This window comes from Marinobacter sp. ATCH36, assembly GCF_023555055.1.
GTDB lineage: Bacteria > Pseudomonadota > Gammaproteobacteria > Pseudomonadales > Oleiphilaceae > Marinobacter.
In genome coordinates this window covers 1-16,103 of the sequence record NZ_JAMJPL010000004.1, presented here as the reverse complement: position 1 = coordinate 16,103, position 16,103 = coordinate 1, and the positions used below count along the sequence as shown (strand labels likewise).

Annotated in this window: 13 protein-coding genes; 9 read left to right on the top strand and 4 right to left on the bottom strand. The window is 55.9% G+C overall.

Annotated features, from left to right (window positions below):
• Positions 1-11: 11 nt before the first annotated feature.
• The gene (locus M8010_RS13135) at positions 12-644 is read left to right on the top strand and encodes a MiaE family protein (RefSeq protein WP_250092688.1); all 633 of its coding nucleotides are present in this window, start codon (positions 12-14) and stop codon (positions 642-644) included.
• Here the strand turns inward: M8010_RS13135 and M8010_RS13130 are convergent.
• Complete coding sequence (locus tag M8010_RS13130; RefSeq protein WP_250091876.1) at positions 596-1,522, bottom strand: LysR family transcriptional regulator; 927 nt, start codon at positions 1,520-1,522, stop codon at positions 596-598. The genes M8010_RS13135 and M8010_RS13130 overlap by 49 nt on opposite strands.
• Positions 1,523-1,641: 119 nt before the next feature.
• Between M8010_RS13130 and M8010_RS13125 the strand changes: the two genes are divergently transcribed.
• From M8010_RS13125 to M8010_RS13115, 3 genes are all read left to right on the top strand, one after another.
• Positions 1,642-2,412 (top strand): ferredoxin--NADP reductase, encoded by a 771-nt coding sequence (locus tag M8010_RS13125; RefSeq protein ID WP_250091874.1) that lies wholly within the window; start codon positions 1,642-1,644, stop codon positions 2,410-2,412.
• A 101-nt stretch (positions 2,413-2,513) separates the two neighbouring features.
• Positions 2,514-2,843 (top strand): DMT family transporter, encoded by a 330-nt coding sequence (locus tag M8010_RS13120; RefSeq protein ID WP_250091872.1) that lies wholly within the window; start codon positions 2,514-2,516, stop codon positions 2,841-2,843.
• A 24-nt stretch (positions 2,844-2,867) separates the two neighbouring features.
• Entirely contained in the window at positions 2,868-3,968 is a 1,101-nt protein-coding gene (locus M8010_RS13115; protein ID WP_250091870.1) for a hypothetical protein, read from the top strand.
• On the opposite strand, the gene M8010_RS13110 is transcribed toward M8010_RS13115, so the two are convergent.
• The 3 genes from M8010_RS13110 to M8010_RS13100 all read right to left on the bottom strand — a co-directional run bounded on the left by M8010_RS13110 (position 3,950) and on the right by M8010_RS13100 (position 10,408).
• Positions 3,950-6,646, bottom strand: coding sequence for a mechanosensitive ion channel domain-containing protein (locus M8010_RS13110; RefSeq protein WP_250091868.1), 2,697 nt, complete (start codon positions 6,644-6,646; stop codon positions 3,950-3,952). The two genes, M8010_RS13115 and M8010_RS13110, sit on opposite strands and share 19 nt — an antisense overlap.
• Positions 6,647-6,718: 72 nt before the next feature.
• Positions 6,719-8,515 carry a glycerophosphodiester phosphodiesterase family protein gene (locus M8010_RS13105; RefSeq protein WP_250091865.1) on the bottom strand — a complete coding sequence of 599 codons (1,797 nt, stop codon included), beginning with the start codon at positions 8,513-8,515 and terminating at the stop codon, positions 6,719-6,721.
• Positions 8,516-8,548: 33 nt separating this feature from the next.
• Positions 8,549-10,408 carry an LTA synthase family protein gene (locus M8010_RS13100; protein ID WP_250091863.1) on the bottom strand — a complete coding sequence of 620 codons (1,860 nt, stop codon included), beginning with the start codon at positions 10,406-10,408 and terminating at the stop codon, positions 8,549-8,551.
• Positions 10,409-10,507: 99 nt separating this feature from the next.
• Between M8010_RS13100 and M8010_RS13095 the strand changes: the two genes are divergently transcribed.
• The 5 genes from M8010_RS13095 (at position 10,508) to M8010_RS13075 (ending at position 15,824) form a co-directional block, all read left to right on the top strand.
• Positions 10,508-11,341, top strand: a complete 834-nt coding sequence (locus M8010_RS13095) for a hypothetical protein (protein WP_250091861.1) — start codon at positions 10,508-10,510, stop codon at positions 11,339-11,341.
• A gap of 281 nt (positions 11,342-11,622) precedes the next feature.
• Positions 11,623-12,648, top strand: a complete 1,026-nt coding sequence (locus M8010_RS13090; protein ID WP_250091860.1) for an amino acid ABC transporter substrate-binding protein — start codon at positions 11,623-11,625, stop codon at positions 12,646-12,648.
• Between the two features lie 94 nt (positions 12,649-12,742).
• On the top strand, positions 12,743-13,930 hold the full coding sequence (locus tag M8010_RS13085; protein WP_250091858.1) for an amino acid ABC transporter permease: 1,188 nt from the start codon (positions 12,743-12,745) through the stop codon (positions 13,928-13,930).
• Positions 13,930-15,015 (top strand): amino acid ABC transporter permease, encoded by a 1,086-nt coding sequence (locus M8010_RS13080; protein ID WP_250091856.1) that lies wholly within the window; start codon positions 13,930-13,932, stop codon positions 15,013-15,015. Before M8010_RS13085 ends, M8010_RS13080 begins: the two co-directional genes overlap by 1 nt.
• 98 nt (positions 15,016-15,113) lie before the next feature.
• Positions 15,114-15,824, top strand: coding sequence for an amino acid ABC transporter ATP-binding protein (locus M8010_RS13075; RefSeq protein ID WP_284048127.1), 711 nt, complete (start codon positions 15,114-15,116; stop codon positions 15,822-15,824).
• The last annotated feature ends 279 nt before the right edge of the window (positions 15,825-16,103 follow it).

Sequence of the window (16,103 nt, the reverse complement as noted above, 5' to 3'; positions counted from 1 at the left end):
GTTATGACGCCATGAACGACGCCTTGCTAGAGATCCACAACTTTCTGCCGTGTCGAACTCCACAACAATGGATCGACAATGCCCTGGCAAACCAGGATCTGATGTTGATCGACCATGCCCATTGCGAGAAAAAGGCAGCTTCGACAGCGCTCAGCCTTATGTATCGCTATGTGGATAACACCGACTTGCTCAACAAGATGTCCCGTCTGGCCCGGGAAGAGCTCAGGCATTTCGAGCAGGTACTGGCCATTATGGAAAAGCGTGGCGTGCGCTACGCCCACCTCACCCCGGCGCGTTATGCCGCCGGTTTACGCAAAGAGGTCAGGGCGGAGGATCCAGGCCGGCTGGTGGATGTTCTGATTGTCGGAGCCATTATCGAGGCGCGCTCCTGTGAGCGCTTTGCCGCCCTGGCGCCTCATCTCGATGAAAAACTGTCGGAATTCTACAACGGGCTCCTGAAATCCGAGGCGCGGCACTATCGGGATTACCTGGACCTGGCAGAGCAGGCGGCAGGTGAGCCGGTCGAGCATCGTATTGACAGTTTCCTGGAACTGGAAAGGCAACTGATAGAATCACCAGATACCGAATTCCGGTTTCACAGTGGTCCGGTCTGGCCCTGTGAGGTTGGCATTGGCGGGTCCTGAAGCTGCTCACAGAGCTCTATCCAGCGATCGATACCAGCACTCCGGTATTTCTGTTTGTGCAGAATGAAGTAGAAGGTACGGTCGAATTGCCTTTCTTCAGGAACCTTCAGAGGTACCAGACTTCCCCGCCGGAACGCGTCCGCAAGACATACCCGGGAAAGGCAGCCGATACCAAGGTTGGCTTCCACGGCACGCTTGATCGCTTCCGTGTGTTCCAGTTCCAGCAGTATATCCAGATCCGATAGCAGGCCGTGCATGCCCCGCTCAAAGGTCTGGCGGGTCCCTGAGCCTTGTTCTCGCATTATCCAGGTGGCGGAGCGCAGGTCGGCGTCTGATAGTCTTGCCTTGCTGGCGAAAGGATGGTTGGGAGAACAGAACGCCACCAACTCATCTCCACGCCAGGGGATCACTTCCAGTTCTGAGGACTGCAGCTCGCCCTCAATCAATCCGATGTCCAACTCGAAGTCACTGACCCGTTTGGCAATGGTGCGCGTATTGGCCACTTCCAGGGAAATCTTGGGATGGGTAGGGGTATTCATGTATTGGGCCATGACGCCTACAGCCAGATAGTTACCGATCGTGAGTGTGGCGCCAACCTTGAGGGCGCCGACCTCGGTATGCTTGCTGAAAGCCTGCTCCAGTTCACCGGCCTGGGCTAGCAGGGCCTCAACTTTCGGGCGGTAAAGCCGGCCAAGCTCATTGAGCTGAAGGCGTTTGCCGACCCGGTCAAAAAGCTGGATATCGAACTGGTTCTCCAGTTCTTTCAGGGCGCTGCTGGCAGCAGACTGGGACATGGCCAGGGAGTCTGCGGCGCGGGTGATGTTCTGGAAGTGCGCTGCAGCCAGGAATACTTCAAGCTGACGAAAACTGAACTTCATAATCGGAAAACCCGAATAAGGTTATGAAAATATCCCATTTTGTCGATAGGTTACCTGTGGGTTATTATTCACACAATGATTTTCATTCATTTGCTAACGGCTAACAAACGGGCGATACCATGAGCAACCTGAACAAAGAGCGTGTAACAAGTGTTCGTCACTGGAACGACACCCTCTTCAGCTTTACCACCACCCGTGATCCCGGATTCCGGTTCAAGAATGGCCACTTCACCATGATTGGTCTGGAAACCGACGGCAAGCCGCTGATGCGCGCCTACAGTATTGCCAGCGCCAATTATGAAGAAGAGCTGGAGTTTTTCTCTATCAAGGTGCAGGACGGCCCGCTGACTTCACGGCTGCAGAAAATCCAGGTAGGCGATGAGATCATGGTGAGCCGCAAGCCAACCGGCACCCTGATTATGGACAACCTGCTGCCGGGAAAGAACCTCTGGCTGATCAGCACAGGCACCGGCCTGGCGCCATTTATCAGCATCATCAAGGACCCGGAAGTCTATGAGGCCTACGATAAGGTGATTGTCACCCACGGCGTTCGGTACAAGTCCGAGCTGGCTTACCAGGATGAGATCGAGGAACTGCCGAATAACGAATTCTTTGGTGAGATGGTGGATGGCAAGCTGCTTTATTACCCCACGGTCACTCGTGAAGATTTCCGCAACACCGGGCGCCTGACCGACGCCATGGAAAATGGCAAGCTCACAAAAGACCTGGATCTTCCCGAGTTTGATCTTGAGAACGACCGCTTCATGGTCTGCGGTAGCCCAAGCATGTTGAAAGATACCTGTGCCATCCTCAACAATATGGGCTTCAAGGAAGCACGTCATGGCGACCTTGGGCACTACGTTATCGAGAGGGCGTTTGTGGAGCAGTAAATCTCACGCTTCATCAGCACCAATCCTGGTGACCATGAAACCCCGGAGTGCAAGCTTCGGGGTTTTTGCATTCGAAGCGACTCAACAAGGTATGCATTGAAATGATTCAGTGGGCGTATTTGTCGATTGCCATCCTCGCCGAAGTCATCGGCACATCCTTCCTGAAAAGCTCAGAGGGCTTTACCCGACTGACACCGTCTCTGGTTGTCGTGGTGGCTTATATTGTGGCGTTCTACTTCCTGGCACTCACTCTGAAAACACTTCCTGTCGGGGTTGCCTACGCCGTCTGGGCCGGCGCTGGCGTGGCATTGATTGCACTGGCGGGCTACGTGTTCTTCGGTCAATCTCTGGACCTGGCTGCGATGATCGGAATCGGCCTCATCGTTGCCGGCGTGATGGTAATCAACGTATTCTCAGGCAGTATAGGTTGAATCCAATTAGCCAGGGGTGAGTGTTTGAACAAAGCCATGTGGGTCCTTGGTGTGGCGCTACTGGTTGCCGCACTTGCCAGTTACTCGTCCCGACCGGTGCCGATTGAGCACAAGCTTATTTCGATTCAGGCCCGGGAAGCATTGCCCGGTTTTGACAATATCAAAGACGAGCCCATTGAAGTCCAGGCAGCCATACTGGATCTCGGGGATGATCCGCTGGTGTTGCTCAAGGCCCAGGCAGCCCTGCTTTCCTATCCCGGTATGGCCCGTACCATCCTTCCCCTTTACGCCTCAGAACCGGAGTTTCGTGAAGTACTTCGCACCTACGGTGAAAGCGTTTTGCCGCCCATTCACTATTTTATCCGGCATCCCGTCAGTTCCGTTGAATGGATGAGCAAGGCGGCCCGTCAGTATGAACTTGCCAAGGATTACATTGCACAGCTCAGAGGCAAGGAGATTGATCCAAGGGAAGAAGCTGAACCACTGACGCCGGAAGAGCGAGGCTGGTATGCGGTGAATTTCATTCACAATGAAGGACACGATTTCCTCGGGCAGTTTGTCGTGGATGCCAGTGGCCAGACCCAGTGGGTGCAGACCGAAAGAGTGACCGAAGGCATTGCCCAGTTTTTCACCAGTGGAGTTCGGCAACTGGAGTCGGACTACCGTACCGGGGAGGATATTTCCGCCAGCGATATCGGCTGGGCCTCGGTGGATGTGCTGGTGTTCGCCAGCGCAGTGAAGGTGCTTCGTGCAGGCCGCACGGCGGCAAAGGCAACACAGGGAGCCAGGCTATCAACCCGCTCAGCAGCTTTGGCTGCCCGCATAACTGGCAGCGGGCGGCTGATTCTCAGCAGCGCCCGGTATGTGAAATGGCCCGTAATCCTGGGAGCAGGGTACCTGGTGGTCACGCATCCCAGCCTGATCAATGATTTCTTTGCCGGGGTGGCGGATGTGCTGGGTGTATCTCCAATGGCTATACAGATCGTTGGCTGGTTGATCATCCTTGTGCCGGCCCTGTACCTCCTCAGCTGGTTGTTATGGCCAGCCATTGCCCTGCTCCGGGGACTTCTTGCGGCCCTGTACCGACTGTCTGGTCGAAGGCCCGGTTATTCGGGCCTCCAGTAACTTTTCCCCACGTGAATATCCCGCTGAGGGAAGGGGATCTCGATGCCTGCTTCCTTCAGGGCGCGAGTAATGCCGGCGTTGATCTCGTGGGACAGGGGCATAATGTCCAGGGGATCTTTGACAAACACCCGTAGCTCGAAATCAATGCGGCTGTCACCGAGACCGACGCAGAATACGGCTGGTGCCGGATCATCCACGACCCGTTCGTTGCTCTGAGCCACCTCCGTGAGCAGTTCCTGCACCTGGTCCATGTCGGAGCCGTAGGCAACGCCGACTTTCAGTATGACGCGGGTGATCGAGTCAGACAGTGTCCAGTTGGTCAGGTCCTGGGTCACGAAAGTCTTGTTGGGAATGATCTGCTCCTTGCGGTCCCAGTCAACCAGAGTGGTTGCGCGAATGCGGATACGCGAGACCGTGCCGGTTATGCCGCCGATGGTGACCGTATCTCCTACACGGATGGGACGTTCGAACAACAGGATAATGCCGGACACAAAGTTGGCGACAATTTCCTGAAGGCCAAAGCCCAACCCCACCCCGAGCGCGGCTACCAGCCACTGCAGCTTGGACCATTGCACTCCGATCACGCCGAGAAAAAACACCACCCCGACTAACACCAGGGAATAGGTGGTGAGGGTAGTGATGGCATAGCCTGTTCCTGGCTCAAGCTTCAACCGGCTTAGCACCATGACTTCCAGTGTGCCGGGCAGGTTTTTGACGGCGAGCACTGTACCGACGCCGACCAACAGCGCCAGCAGCAGGTCACCAAGAGTGATGGGCAGTGGGTCGCCGCCTTCAAGATCGGTCGCGATGGTCCAGAGTGAGATGTTGTCGAACAGCTGCAGGGCCGGTATCAGGCCGGCCCAGAACAGCCAGAGGCCGGATATGACAAGCGCGGAAATCAGGATGCGCAAAAGTGCGGTACTTTGCTGACTGATATCCTTGAGGTCCATTTCCGGCATGTCCAGGCTTTGGGGAACCCCTTCGCCTGAGGATTCCGCCGCTTCTTTGTGATCAGCGACCTTGCGTTCCGCCTCCCGATGTTCCCGCAGGCGCTCCAGGGTGAGGCGACGCTCCCTGACCGAGAGTGCCCGGAGTCCGACGTAGAACAGCATAGCGTTGAATGCGATCCAGCAGATGCTGATGAACAGATTTCGCTCCAGTTCGAGGGCGGTGTAGTGGTATCCAACCAGTGAGGCCACTGCCAGTAGCAGGGGCGTTGCTACCGCCAGTATATGCAGGGCCAGCAAGAATCTGTTCTGCGGACGGTCGGCGCGAACTGCACTCATAATACGCTGTGCGAACATTGACAGGGCTATGGATACAGTGGTGAAAAGAAGGCGCCCCAGACTGCCTTCAAATTCGGAGCCGCCGGGTGTGGCGGTGGTCGGCAAAATAACGGTGATAGGAATTATCAGCGTCAATAGAAACGGAAGCTCCCGGCGAATGGCGCGCAGCGAGTCGATATGCCAGTGGAAATGGGCGTCTCCCAATCCACCGCGGCGGGCAACGTTTTTGATAAACGCCAGCAGGAGTGTGACAAGGGCCGCCGTGGCCAGTCCCTTGGACAGGGCGGAATAGAAGTCGTTGCCTTCCATCAGCGATAGGGAGGCGACTGCGAGCACCAGCACGCCGGGCAGGGCCAGTAACACGCTGTTGGCAAACGCATACAGCGTAAAATCAATACGATCATGGCCGACGTTGCCAACGTACTGGCTGTTGGCATCCAGGTTTCGTCTGATGGCTCGCCGCTTGATCAGCAGTAATGCCAGAAGGGCAATCAGTAAGGCTATACGGCCGCCGCGCTCCTCAACCGATTCAGCAATGGCGTCTCTGAGCGGGTCAACACGCAACTGCCCGGTAAACCAGGTCGCTGCGTTCAACAGTTCCGTAAGGGTCTCCGTTCCGACAACCGGTGCACTGGGCAGCCAGAACAGGCGCTGCTGCAGCAGAATCTGATACGCCTCCACGCGGTCCTTCAGGGCCGATACTGTACTGTAGTACTCGTTCAGAACCTGGATGTGCTCGGTGACGGCCTTGTGCAACTGGCGAACCAGGCTGGCCCTCTGGCTCCTTAACTGGTCGCGGGCATCATCGCCGGGATCAATGATGGCCTCGAACTCTTCCAGTCGGAGTTGTTCCTCACGCGCTGTCGACAACTGATCTTCGATGTCACCAATCAGATCCTCGGCAATCCCCTGACGCTGGAGTCTCTCAAGCCGCTGCTGAAGGAGGTTGGCGTAGTTGCCGGTGAGGTTGAGGCCGGCTTTTTCCAGTCGGAGCTCAAAACTGTCGTATTCGTCTTTGAGTCGGTTGAGAAGTGATTCCGCGTAGGTGAGCCGGTTGCGGGTGGAGTCAACCGCAACCAGGCGCTGGTCCAGTGAGGTTCTCAGGGCCTGGATCTGCTGGCGGATATCCGCCGTCTCGGTATCAGGAAGCTGAATCTCGGGTGGCCCTTCGGCATCTGCTTCCAGCTCGGGCTGGACTGCAGGTCTTGCTTCTTCGGGCTCTTCTTCTTTTTCTTCGGGGGGCGCCTCGGCGCCTTCCTGGTTGCTCTCTTCACCAGACCCTTCGTTTTGCTGTTCGGCGTGGGCCGGCACGGCTGAACAGAACAAAATGACTGCGCATATCAGACAGAGTGATCTGAACCAGCGGCGTGAGCGTTGGCCTGGGCGGTTCATGTCGACGCTCTCCTTGCGCTGGATGGTGAAGTCACATTCAAGATTAGACCAGTTACCATGGGTAATCAGCTGTTATCGAAGCCAGTTGCGCAGCTTGATCACCAGCACTTCGGCATCGGTGAGTCCACGCCGTTGCTCAAGCAAGGCAGCCAGTACCTCCGGCCTGTCGGTGATGATGTTGTCCACGCCCATGTCGATAAAGCGTGACATGGCGTTGGGACTATTGACCGTCCAAACATGAAGTTCGTTGCCGGATCGGTGAGTTTGCGCAACCGTGGCGGGCGTCGTCCTGTTCCTCCGTAGGCCGAGATTGTCAAAGCTCCGTTCCCAAAGCGGGCCGACAATAAACTGCGCCAGAAGTGTGGTTCTCAGCTCGGGTTCCAGTTGGCGAACTTCAGCCAGCACGTACCATTCGGCTGCCGCAATTACGGTGCCGTCCACGGCGTTCATTCGCTGGAGCAGCGTGACCACTTCCCGGGTCAGTTCGGGGGTGTCCCGGTCGGGCTTTATGTCGACGTAAAGGTTTGCCTCGCCCCTGGTGGCGGTGATGGCTTCTTCCAGAGTGGCGATTCGCTCGTGACTGAAGGCCGGGTCGAACCAGGAACCGGCATCCCGGTTACGGGCGTCTTCCAGGTTGATATCGGAGATTTTTCCTGCCAGGCCGAAGACGCGCCGCATATCGGTGTCGTGCCAGAGCACCGGTACCCCGTCAGCGGTCATACGAACATCAATTTCAATGTAATCCGCCCCATCTTCAATGGCCTGCTCTATGGCACTCAGAGTGTTTTCTGGTGCCTTCAAGGCACTGCCTCTGTGGGCGGTTATCGCGACTTCGTCCTGTTGTTCGAAGGACTGCAGTACGAGCCATGCCTGGCCGACTGCCAATACGATAACCAGCAATTCTGCCGTCCAGGCCATAGGGCCGGCCTGTTTGGGCAAGCCTTTCGAGGATACGCGCTGGTTGTGGCCGGTTGCCTGACGGTAAACGCTATAAACAAGCATGCTGTAGGCCGCGATGCCTGCAAAGGCCAGCGTTATGGTGAAGAAGATATAAAGTGCGACAAAGGCGAGCGTTACCGGCATGAGCAGGTCCATCCGTTCCGGTAACCTGGGTAGCAGTTGGCTGCCAATGCCCTGAAAGACAAGGGTGACCAGAATCGGAAGTATCACCAGCCCGCAAAGGCCTGTCAGCAATGCGCCGGTGGCAGGCAGGCGCTGACCATGCACGTATTGGCTGCTCAGTCTGAGCGCTGTTCTAGCACCGTGGCCTTCCAGCAGAACCAGGGGAACAGAGAGTATCCACCGCAGATACAGCCAGCCATTGCAGAAGGCAATTCCCAGTGCCGCAGTGGCGGAGATCCCCAGGAACCACCAGAGAACCGGTGGCCGTTCAAGCCGCAGGTAGTATATGTCGTGGGGCGAAAGGAGCAGTTGATAGGCGAGGATCACCGTAAGCAGAAAAGGCAGTGCCACCATGAGATGGCTGCCAACATGCAGCAAAGCCAGAGCCGTAAGTTTCCTGAAATGGCGGGCAATGGCCCAGAGTGCCGACAATGCAATTCGGTATTCCCGATGGCCGCTGGAAGCGGCGATCCAGGTCATGCCTGCCTGCTGCAGAAGCACCAGCAGTGTGGCAATAGTGGCAGTGGCGGCAAGCCAGAGAATTCCACCCGGCGAGATGACGAATTGCACCAGGCCGCCAGTACTGATCGCCGCCTTGCCGGTGACCGGGCCAAGCGTCGCCAATGCGGCTGAGAACAGGGGCGTCAGCGCAGCCAGGGTCAGGCCAGTGAAAAACAGGTAAAACGTCAGCAGACCCCGACGATGAACGTGCAGAAATGCCAGAGTATGTAGTGCAAGAATCTTCATTCAGGTGAAGAACTCCCGGTTTGAAGTTTCTGCCTATGGGTTTTCAACAGGTTTCATAGACGCAGCGTTATTGAACAGCGCTGTACGTTCCTCAAAGGTGAGAAACGGTTCATTATCCGTCTGCTGCAATGTGCCGAACACACGTTGCGGGTCGAAACGCCATGTGCTGCAATTGGTCATCAGCTCACTGCAGCTCAGCAACTGACCGGACTCCCTGAGAAAGTATTTCAGCCCTGTGTAGGTGTCTGCAAGCAGAAGGTCGCGCTCTGAATCGTGTTGTTGTACCAGCAGGCTTCGGCCAATCATATCGCCGGTTTTCCGGCCCAGCCCGGTAATGTCCAGTATCGTTGGGGGAATGTCTATCTGTGCGACGATCTGGTTCTCGGAGGCGTACCGTGCCAGCGTGTCTCCTTCGGGAGGCTTCACTGCCAGCACCCCAACGTTGCTGTTCAGGGGCACGGACTCCGGATCCTGTCTGATAAAACCACCGGATTCGTCGGAGGTGAGAATCACCAGGGTGTTATCGAGGATGCCCTCGGATGCGAGACCGTCGAGAAAGCGATTCAGTGATGCCTCCATGGTTTTCATCGCTTTTCGGCGGGATTCCTGTGGCTCGGTCTCTGCCAGCTCTTCGAGATCGCCGGAGTCAAAGCCATCATCCTCAAGTTCTTCTTTTCCGATATTGAACGGGTGGTGTGTGCCCACGTTCAGCAAAGTCACCATCCAGGGAGCCGCGGTGGAATCCAGCTTTCGAATACGCTTGGCTATGTTGTCAAAATACGTCGGATCAGGTGGGCCCCAGCCCTCCACCTTGACACCCTCGCTGGTGAAGACTTCGGCTCCGGTCACGTCCTTGAACCCGACTCGCGGCATAAAGTCACCTTTGCTCATATAACCCAGGGGAGCAGCCTGCCAGTAGGCTGTGGTGTAGCCACTTGCCAGCAGTCTTGCGGGCATACAGTCAGGGCTTGCCCGGTCTTCGGCTACATCGACCATTTTTCGGGATTGCCTGCTGAAATCCGGATACGCACCGCAGAGGATGGAGAAGGTTCCCCGGTCGGTCTGTCGCTCCATGCTCAAGGCGTTCCTGTAAACGCGGAACCCGTGACGGGCAAGGTTCTCCTCGAGGCTGCTCAACTTCACGGAGGGATCGAGGTTGTGGTAGTTGCTCACACCCGGGAAATAGCCCGCTGACAAGCCTTCAATCATGACCAGCAATACGTTGGGCGGATTTTCTACGCTGGGAGCGGCCACCTGCTGGTGAAAAAAATTGGTGTCGTCAGGCATCTTCTGAGCATTGTCTGCTAGCTCACCCCCGGAGTTGCCTGAGGACGTAAAGGGACTGACAAGGGCGCCGGGAAGCTGTGAGAAAAAGCTGGCAACAAGATTATTAGTCGGTGTTGTAAGACTCTGGAAGGAGACGCCATAAACAGCTACCACGAGCGTGGCGAATACAACCAGTCCCTTGCCACCGGCGACGGGTGCGGTCACAAATCTGCGGTGTAGCCAGTGAAGGAGCCAGGCAAAGACAAGGTAGACCGGTAACAGTAGAGAGTGCCTGTTGATCAGGCTTCCGCTGATGAAGGTTGGATCGACACCTTTGCCAATCAGCGACAACTGAAAAATCGTGCCGTGGACGGTGAGGTGCATTCCTGCCACGAAGGCTGCACAGCCCAGAAGAACAAACAGCAATACTCTGCAGGCGCCCGCCGTTATGCTCAATAAAACCGCCAGAACCACCGCTCCGGCAAGATCGCTTGCGAGCATGCCTGCGGAATTTGGCCAGATACCGCTTTGTAGTATGTGGCTTGCCCTTACGATCAGCAGCCAGACAAGTGCTAACAGCACAGTGTATGCAAAGCGCCGGGAGGCGAGCGCTGAAAAAAATGTCATAGTATGTTCCGGTGTTTGCCACGGATTCCGGCTGCCAGTGTCTTGGTGCGTGGCAACATATCTGTAACACAGGTTATCCCCACTGGCTGGAGGCTGGCAATGTCGCGAGCTAATTATGAAACTCTGGTAATCGCATTGATGCTCCTACTTCTTATGGCAGGCTGCCGGCAAACCAGTGAAACGACGGCCCTGGATATTGAGCTGACCCCTGCCGATCTGACCTGGATTGGTGAGCAGGTCTTCCGTAATGAGTGTGCCAGCAAAACTAGCTGTCTGGTGCATTGGAACGAGGGAGAAGCCTTTCCATCCCTGGGTATCGGGCATTTCATCTGGTATCCCACCAGTGTTGATGGCCAGTTTGTGGAGAGTTTCCCGGAGCTGATCGACTTTATGCAGCAGCAATCCGTTCCTTTGCCTCGGTGGTTGAGTGAGCTGGAACCGTTCGACGCACCATGGCCGGATCGAGCCGCCTTCATGCAGGCGGTAGTAAGTGAAGAGCGCGATGAAAGAGTGTCGTTACTGCGGGAATTTCTCTGGGCCACCCGTGGGGCGCAGGCAGAATTCATTGTTCGTCGGGCGCGAAGTGCTCTGGAGAGAGTTGTGGCGGCAGCCCCGGAGCCCCGCCGGGAGTCACTCCGTAATAAACTGCGTCAACTTGTTGGAACGCCAGGGGGCGCCTATGCCGTCATTGATTACGTCAATTTCAAGGGCGAGGGGCTGTCAGCACAGGAAACCTATCGCGGGCAGGGGTGGGGCTTGCTGCAGGTGCTCCTGGCCATGCCTGACAAAGGCGGCCCCGCCCTTCAGCGCTTTCGAACGGCAGCGAAGATGACGCTCACACGTCGGGCAGAGCTCGCCCCAAGAGCCATCGAGCGCGATAAGTGGCTAGCGGGATGGTTGGCGCGGATCGATACCTACCAGGAACCGGGCTAGAGAATTGCGAAGCCCGGCTGCAGAAAATCTCCGGAAAACTGGTTGATTTCCGTAACTGCTTCTATTTTATACATGAGCGTTCAGAAATAGTGGCTCCGGAGCCACTGGTGCTCCCAGTGCCCCGAATTGAGGCATTGACCGCACCGTATTGTGGCCTGTTGGCGTTATCGAGGAATGCTCAGAGAAAACAAATATTATAAATCAATGAGTTAGTGTGCCTGGCTTGCAAATTGCTGAAAGCTAGTTGCTCCTCTAACCAACGGAATTTCGGAGAAACCAGAATGAACAATACCAAGTCGATTGCTGTCGGCGCTGTAATGCTGTGCGGTGTGCTCGCCGCACCCTTTGCCAGTGCCGCGACAACCCTTGAAAGCGTCAAGGAAAAAGGACATTTGCAGTGTGGCGTGACCAGTGGTCTGCCAGGATTTTCCCAGCCGGACGATAAAGGCAACTGGACAGGTATTGATGTGGACACCTGTCGTGCCTTTGCGGCCGCCATTTTTGGCGATGCCCAGGCCGTTGAATTTACGCCCCTGACCGCAAAGGAGCGATTTACCGCGCTTCAGTCAGGTGAGATTGATGTGCTGTCCCGTAACACCACCTGGACACTGACCAGGGATGCGTCTCTGGGCCTGAACTTCACAGGCACCAACTACTACGACGGCCAGGGCTTCCTGATCAACAAGGACATAGGCGTCAATGATGCGACCGAACTGGATGGTGCCACCATCTGTATTCAGGCAGGTACTACTACCGAGCTGAACCTGTCGGATTACTTCCGTTCAAAGGGCATGGAATACCAGCCGATTGTTTTCGATACTTCTGAACAGACGGTTCAGGGTTTCGCTGCCGGCCGCTGTGACGTGCTGACCTCCGACCGCTCGCAGCTGGCGGCACTGCGCTCCAAGCTGAACGACCCGAGTTCCGCAAAGATCCTTCCGAACACCATCTCCAAAGAGCCTTTGGGCCCAGTAGTGCGTCAGGGTGATGATCAGTGGTTTAATATTATCAAATGGGTGCTGTATGCACAGATCAACGCAGAAGAACTGGGCGTTACCAGTGACAACGCTGACGACATGTTGAAATCGGACAACCCGAGCATTCAGCGCCTGCTGGGAACTGACGGCGATATGGGTGCCAAACTTGGCCTGCCCGATGACTTCGGTCACAAGGTGATCAAGCAAGTTGGTAACTATGGCGAGATGTACGACCGCAACGTAGGCCCGGACACCCCTCTCGGGCTTGACCGTGGCGTCAACGCTCTGTGGACTGACGGCGGCGTCCTTTATGCGCCACCGCTTCGCTAAAACCTGAAAGCGTGCAGGGGCTGGCCCGACAAACCGGGCCAGCCTGCTGTGTTCGTGATTTGTTTCATCGCGGTTCAGCTTTCCGGGATAACACATGAAAAAACAAGCTACTGATTCAGTACCGGCGGGGCCGAAACCCTGGTACGACCCGCGGGTACGATCCCTCTTTTTCCAATTCATTGCCATCGCCCTGGTGTTCTGGGGTGGGTGGACTCTGGTTGATAATACCCTTTCGAATATGCAAAGCCGTGGAATCAGCACCGGCTTTGGATTCCTTGGCGAAACCTCAGGTTTCGGCATTATCATGTCGTTGGTGCCCTATGATTCCACCATGACGTATGGTCGGACCTTTGTCGTGGGGCTTATGAACACATTGCTTGTCTCGGCAATGGGTATCGTGACCGCCACGATTATTGGCTTTGTCGTCGGCGTGGCCAGGCTCTCCAGTAACTGGCTGGTTGCCAAGCTCGCGCTCGTTTACATTGAAGTGATTCGCAATATTCCACTGCTGCTACAGATATTTTTCTGGTACTTCGCGGTACTGGGGAGCCTTCCCTCTGCGCGCCAAAGCCTGGACGTGGGTGGCACCTTTTTTCTCAACAACCGTGGGCTCTACCTGCCGGGTCCAGTGACCCAGGATGGATTTGGCCTGGTCTGGGGGGCGGTTATTGCGGCCATCGTTGCGGTTATTGGTTTACGTATCTGGGCGAAAGAACGCCAACTCGCCACAGGTGCAATCTTCCCGACGTTCAGGGTGGGCCTGGCTATTCTGGTAGTTGTGCCTGTGGCCGGATACTTTGTCGCTGGCGCGCCGCTGGAATGGGATCTGCCTGAACTCAAAGGGTTCAACTTTGGGGGCGGCATCACCATCATTCCAGAACTGGCTGCCCTGTGGATTGCGCTTTCCCTGTATACCGCCAGCTTCATTGCCGAAATTGTCCGCTCGGGCATTCTCTCGGTCAGCGGGGGGCAGACGGAAGCTGCAAAAGCTCTGGGGTTGCCTAACGGACTGACTCTGCGACTGGTGGTTATTCCCCAGGCCATGCGGGTGATCATTCCCCCGCTAACCAGTCAGTACCTGAACTTGGCGAAGAACTCATCGCTGGCCACGGCGATCGGCTATCCCGACCTGGTGGCGGTGTTCATGGGCACAACCCTGAACCAGACCGGCCAGGCGGTCGAAGTGGTGGCGATAACGATGGCGGTGTATCTGACCATCAGCCTGTCAATCTCTCTGGTTATGAATATTTATAATCGGGCCGTGGCGATTAAGGAGCGATGATGGCTGAGCCAATGTTGAAACCACCCAAAATTGCAATCAGCCCCGTGGATTGGATGCGAGAGAATCTGTTCTCCAGCTGGTACAACAGCCTGCTGACCATCGTGGTGGGCTATCTGGTGGTGACCAGCGCCTGGCCGCTGTTCAGTTGGCTGTTTTTTAATGCGACCTTTTTGGGCGAAGATTCGAGTGACTGCACGGGCACGGGTGCCTGCTGGCTATTTATCAGTCAGCGGCTGAACTTCTTTATCTATGGGTTCTATCCGGATGATCTTCAGTGGCGGGTAGACGTGATGTTCCTGCTGCTGGCGGTCTGCTTTATTCCCCAATTCATTGAGCGATTTCCCGGCCGCAAGTGGTTCGGTCTGTTCGGCCTGACCGGCTTGCCGGTCATTGGCTATTTCCTGATTCCCGGCGGCAACTTCGGACTGGAAGAAGTGCAAAGCAGCAAATGGGGCGGCCTGATGCTGACGCTGATTCTCGCCTATATCGGGATCATCGCATCACTGCCAATCGGCATTCTTCTGGCGCTGGGACGGCGTTCTGAAATGCCGATCATCCGTGGTATCTGTGTCGTGTTTATTGAAGTATGGCGGGCCGTGCCACTGATAACGGTATTGTTCATGGCATCGGTGATGCTGCCGCTGTTCCTGCCAGATGGCATGAACTTTGAGAAGCTGATGCGGGCACTGATCGGTATCACTCTCTGGCAATCGGCCTATATGGCGGAAGTTATTCGTGGGGGCCTGCAGGCTATTCCGCGGGGTCAGTATGAAGCGGCCGATGCGCTCGGGCTGGGGTATTGGAAAAAAACCGGTCTGATTATCCTGCCACAGGCCTTGAAGATGGTGATTCCAGGCATCGTCAATACTTTCATTTCGTTGTTCAAAGACACCACGCTGGTACTCATTATCGGCCTGTTCGATATTCTCGGTACCGTGCAGTCCACGATTACAGACCCGGCCTGGCAGAACGTGGCGATAGAAGGCTATGTGTTTGTGGCTTTCTGTTTCTGGGTCTTCTGCTTCGGCATTTCCCGTTACAGCCAGAACCTTGAACGCAAACTAGACACCGGTCACAAGACCTGATGGGTAACACTATGACAGAACAAACCCAGGCTGCGGATTCCCGGAATTCGGTGCCCAGCCAGAAAGACGACAGTTCCGCCATCATCCGGGTGGAAGGGATGAACAAGTGGTACGGCGACTTTCACGTACTCAAGGACCTGAACCTCACTGTCCGTCACGGTGAGCGTATCGTGATCTGCGGCCCGTCAGGGTCTGGCAAGTCGACGTTTATCCGTTGCATTAACCGGCTGGAGGAACACCAGCAGGGCAAAATCATCGTGGATAACATCGAACTGACCGATGACATCCGCCACATTGATACGGTGCGCCGCGAAGTCGGCATGGTGTTCCAGCATTTCAACCTGTTCCCACACCTGACGGTGCTGGAGAACTGCTGCCTGTCGCCCATCTGGGTCAGAAAAACGCCCAGAAAAGAGGCAGAAGCAGCGGCAATGGAATATCTGGAGCGGGTCAAGATTCCCGATCAGGCCAGCAAGTATCCCGGCCAGTTGTCCGGTGGTCAGCAGCAGCGTGTCGCCATTGCCCGTGCCCTGTGCATGAAACCGAAGATCATGCTGTTTGACGAGCCGACTTCAGCGCTGGACCCGGAAATGATCAAGGAAGTGCTGGACGTGATGATCGAGCTTGCGGGCAGTGGCATGACCATGATCTGTGTAACCCATGAAATGGGTTTTGCAAAAACCGTGGCGGACCGGGTAATTTTCATGGACGGCGGAGAGATTGTGGAGGAAGCACCTCCCCACGAGTTTTTCACCAATCCACAAGAGCCTAGAACCCAGCAGTTCCTGGAGCAGATTCTCCAGCATTAACTCAGGGCTGGATTAGGAGGCTGGCCCCGGAGTGGGGGTCCTTTTCTTCTGGGAAAAAGAACTCGCTTTGCTCAGACACCTTTTTCCCGGCAGAAAAGGACCCCCACCCCGGAGCCGAGATCCGGCTTCTATGCGGTCGTCCTTTGGCTAGATAGTGCCCATCCAGAAACACCGTTTTCCGGTGATCTGACGTGCTCCAGGAAGAACCAGTGTGAGTGAGAAGCTAAAGGATACCAGCGATGCCTGAATTATTGGCGTCATTGGTTGTTATTTGGTCAA

Excerpts from the sequence above, each read along its gene's own strand:
- M8010_RS13080 (WP_250091856.1), top strand. The coding sequence starts at position 13,930 with ATGGCTGAGCCAATGTTGAAACCACCCAAAATTGCAATCAGCCCCGTG.
- M8010_RS13125 (WP_250091874.1), top strand. The coding sequence starts at position 1,642 with ATGAGCAACCTGAACAAAGAGCGTGTAACAAGTGTTCGTCACTGGAAC.
- M8010_RS13105 (WP_250091865.1), bottom strand. The coding sequence starts at position 8,515 with ATGAAGATTCTTGCACTACATACTCTGGCATTTCTGCACGTTCATCGT.
- M8010_RS13090 (WP_250091860.1), top strand. The coding sequence starts at position 11,623 with ATGAACAATACCAAGTCGATTGCTGTCGGCGCTGTAATGCTGTGCGGT.
- M8010_RS13130 (WP_250091876.1), bottom strand. The coding sequence starts at position 1,522 with ATGAAGTTCAGTTTTCGTCAGCTTGAAGTATTCCTGGCTGCAGCGCAC.
- M8010_RS13100 (WP_250091863.1), bottom strand. The coding sequence starts at position 10,408 with ATGACATTTTTTTCAGCGCTCGCCTCCCGGCGCTTTGCATACACTGTG.
- M8010_RS13075 (WP_284048127.1), top strand. The coding sequence starts at position 15,114 with ATGAACAAGTGGTACGGCGACTTTCACGTACTCAAGGACCTGAACCTC.
- M8010_RS13095 (WP_250091861.1), top strand. The coding sequence starts at position 10,508 with ATGTCGCGAGCTAATTATGAAACTCTGGTAATCGCATTGATGCTCCTA.
- M8010_RS13120 (WP_250091872.1), top strand. The coding sequence starts at position 2,514 with ATGATTCAGTGGGCGTATTTGTCGATTGCCATCCTCGCCGAAGTCATC.
- M8010_RS13135 (WP_250092688.1), top strand. The coding sequence starts at position 12 with ATGAACGACGCCTTGCTAGAGATCCACAACTTTCTGCCGTGTCGAACT.
- M8010_RS13085 (WP_250091858.1), top strand. The coding sequence starts at position 12,743 with ATGAAAAAACAAGCTACTGATTCAGTACCGGCGGGGCCGAAACCCTGG.
- M8010_RS13110 (WP_250091868.1), bottom strand. The coding sequence starts at position 6,646 with ATGAACCGCCCAGGCCAACGCTCACGCCGCTGGTTCAGATCACTCTGT.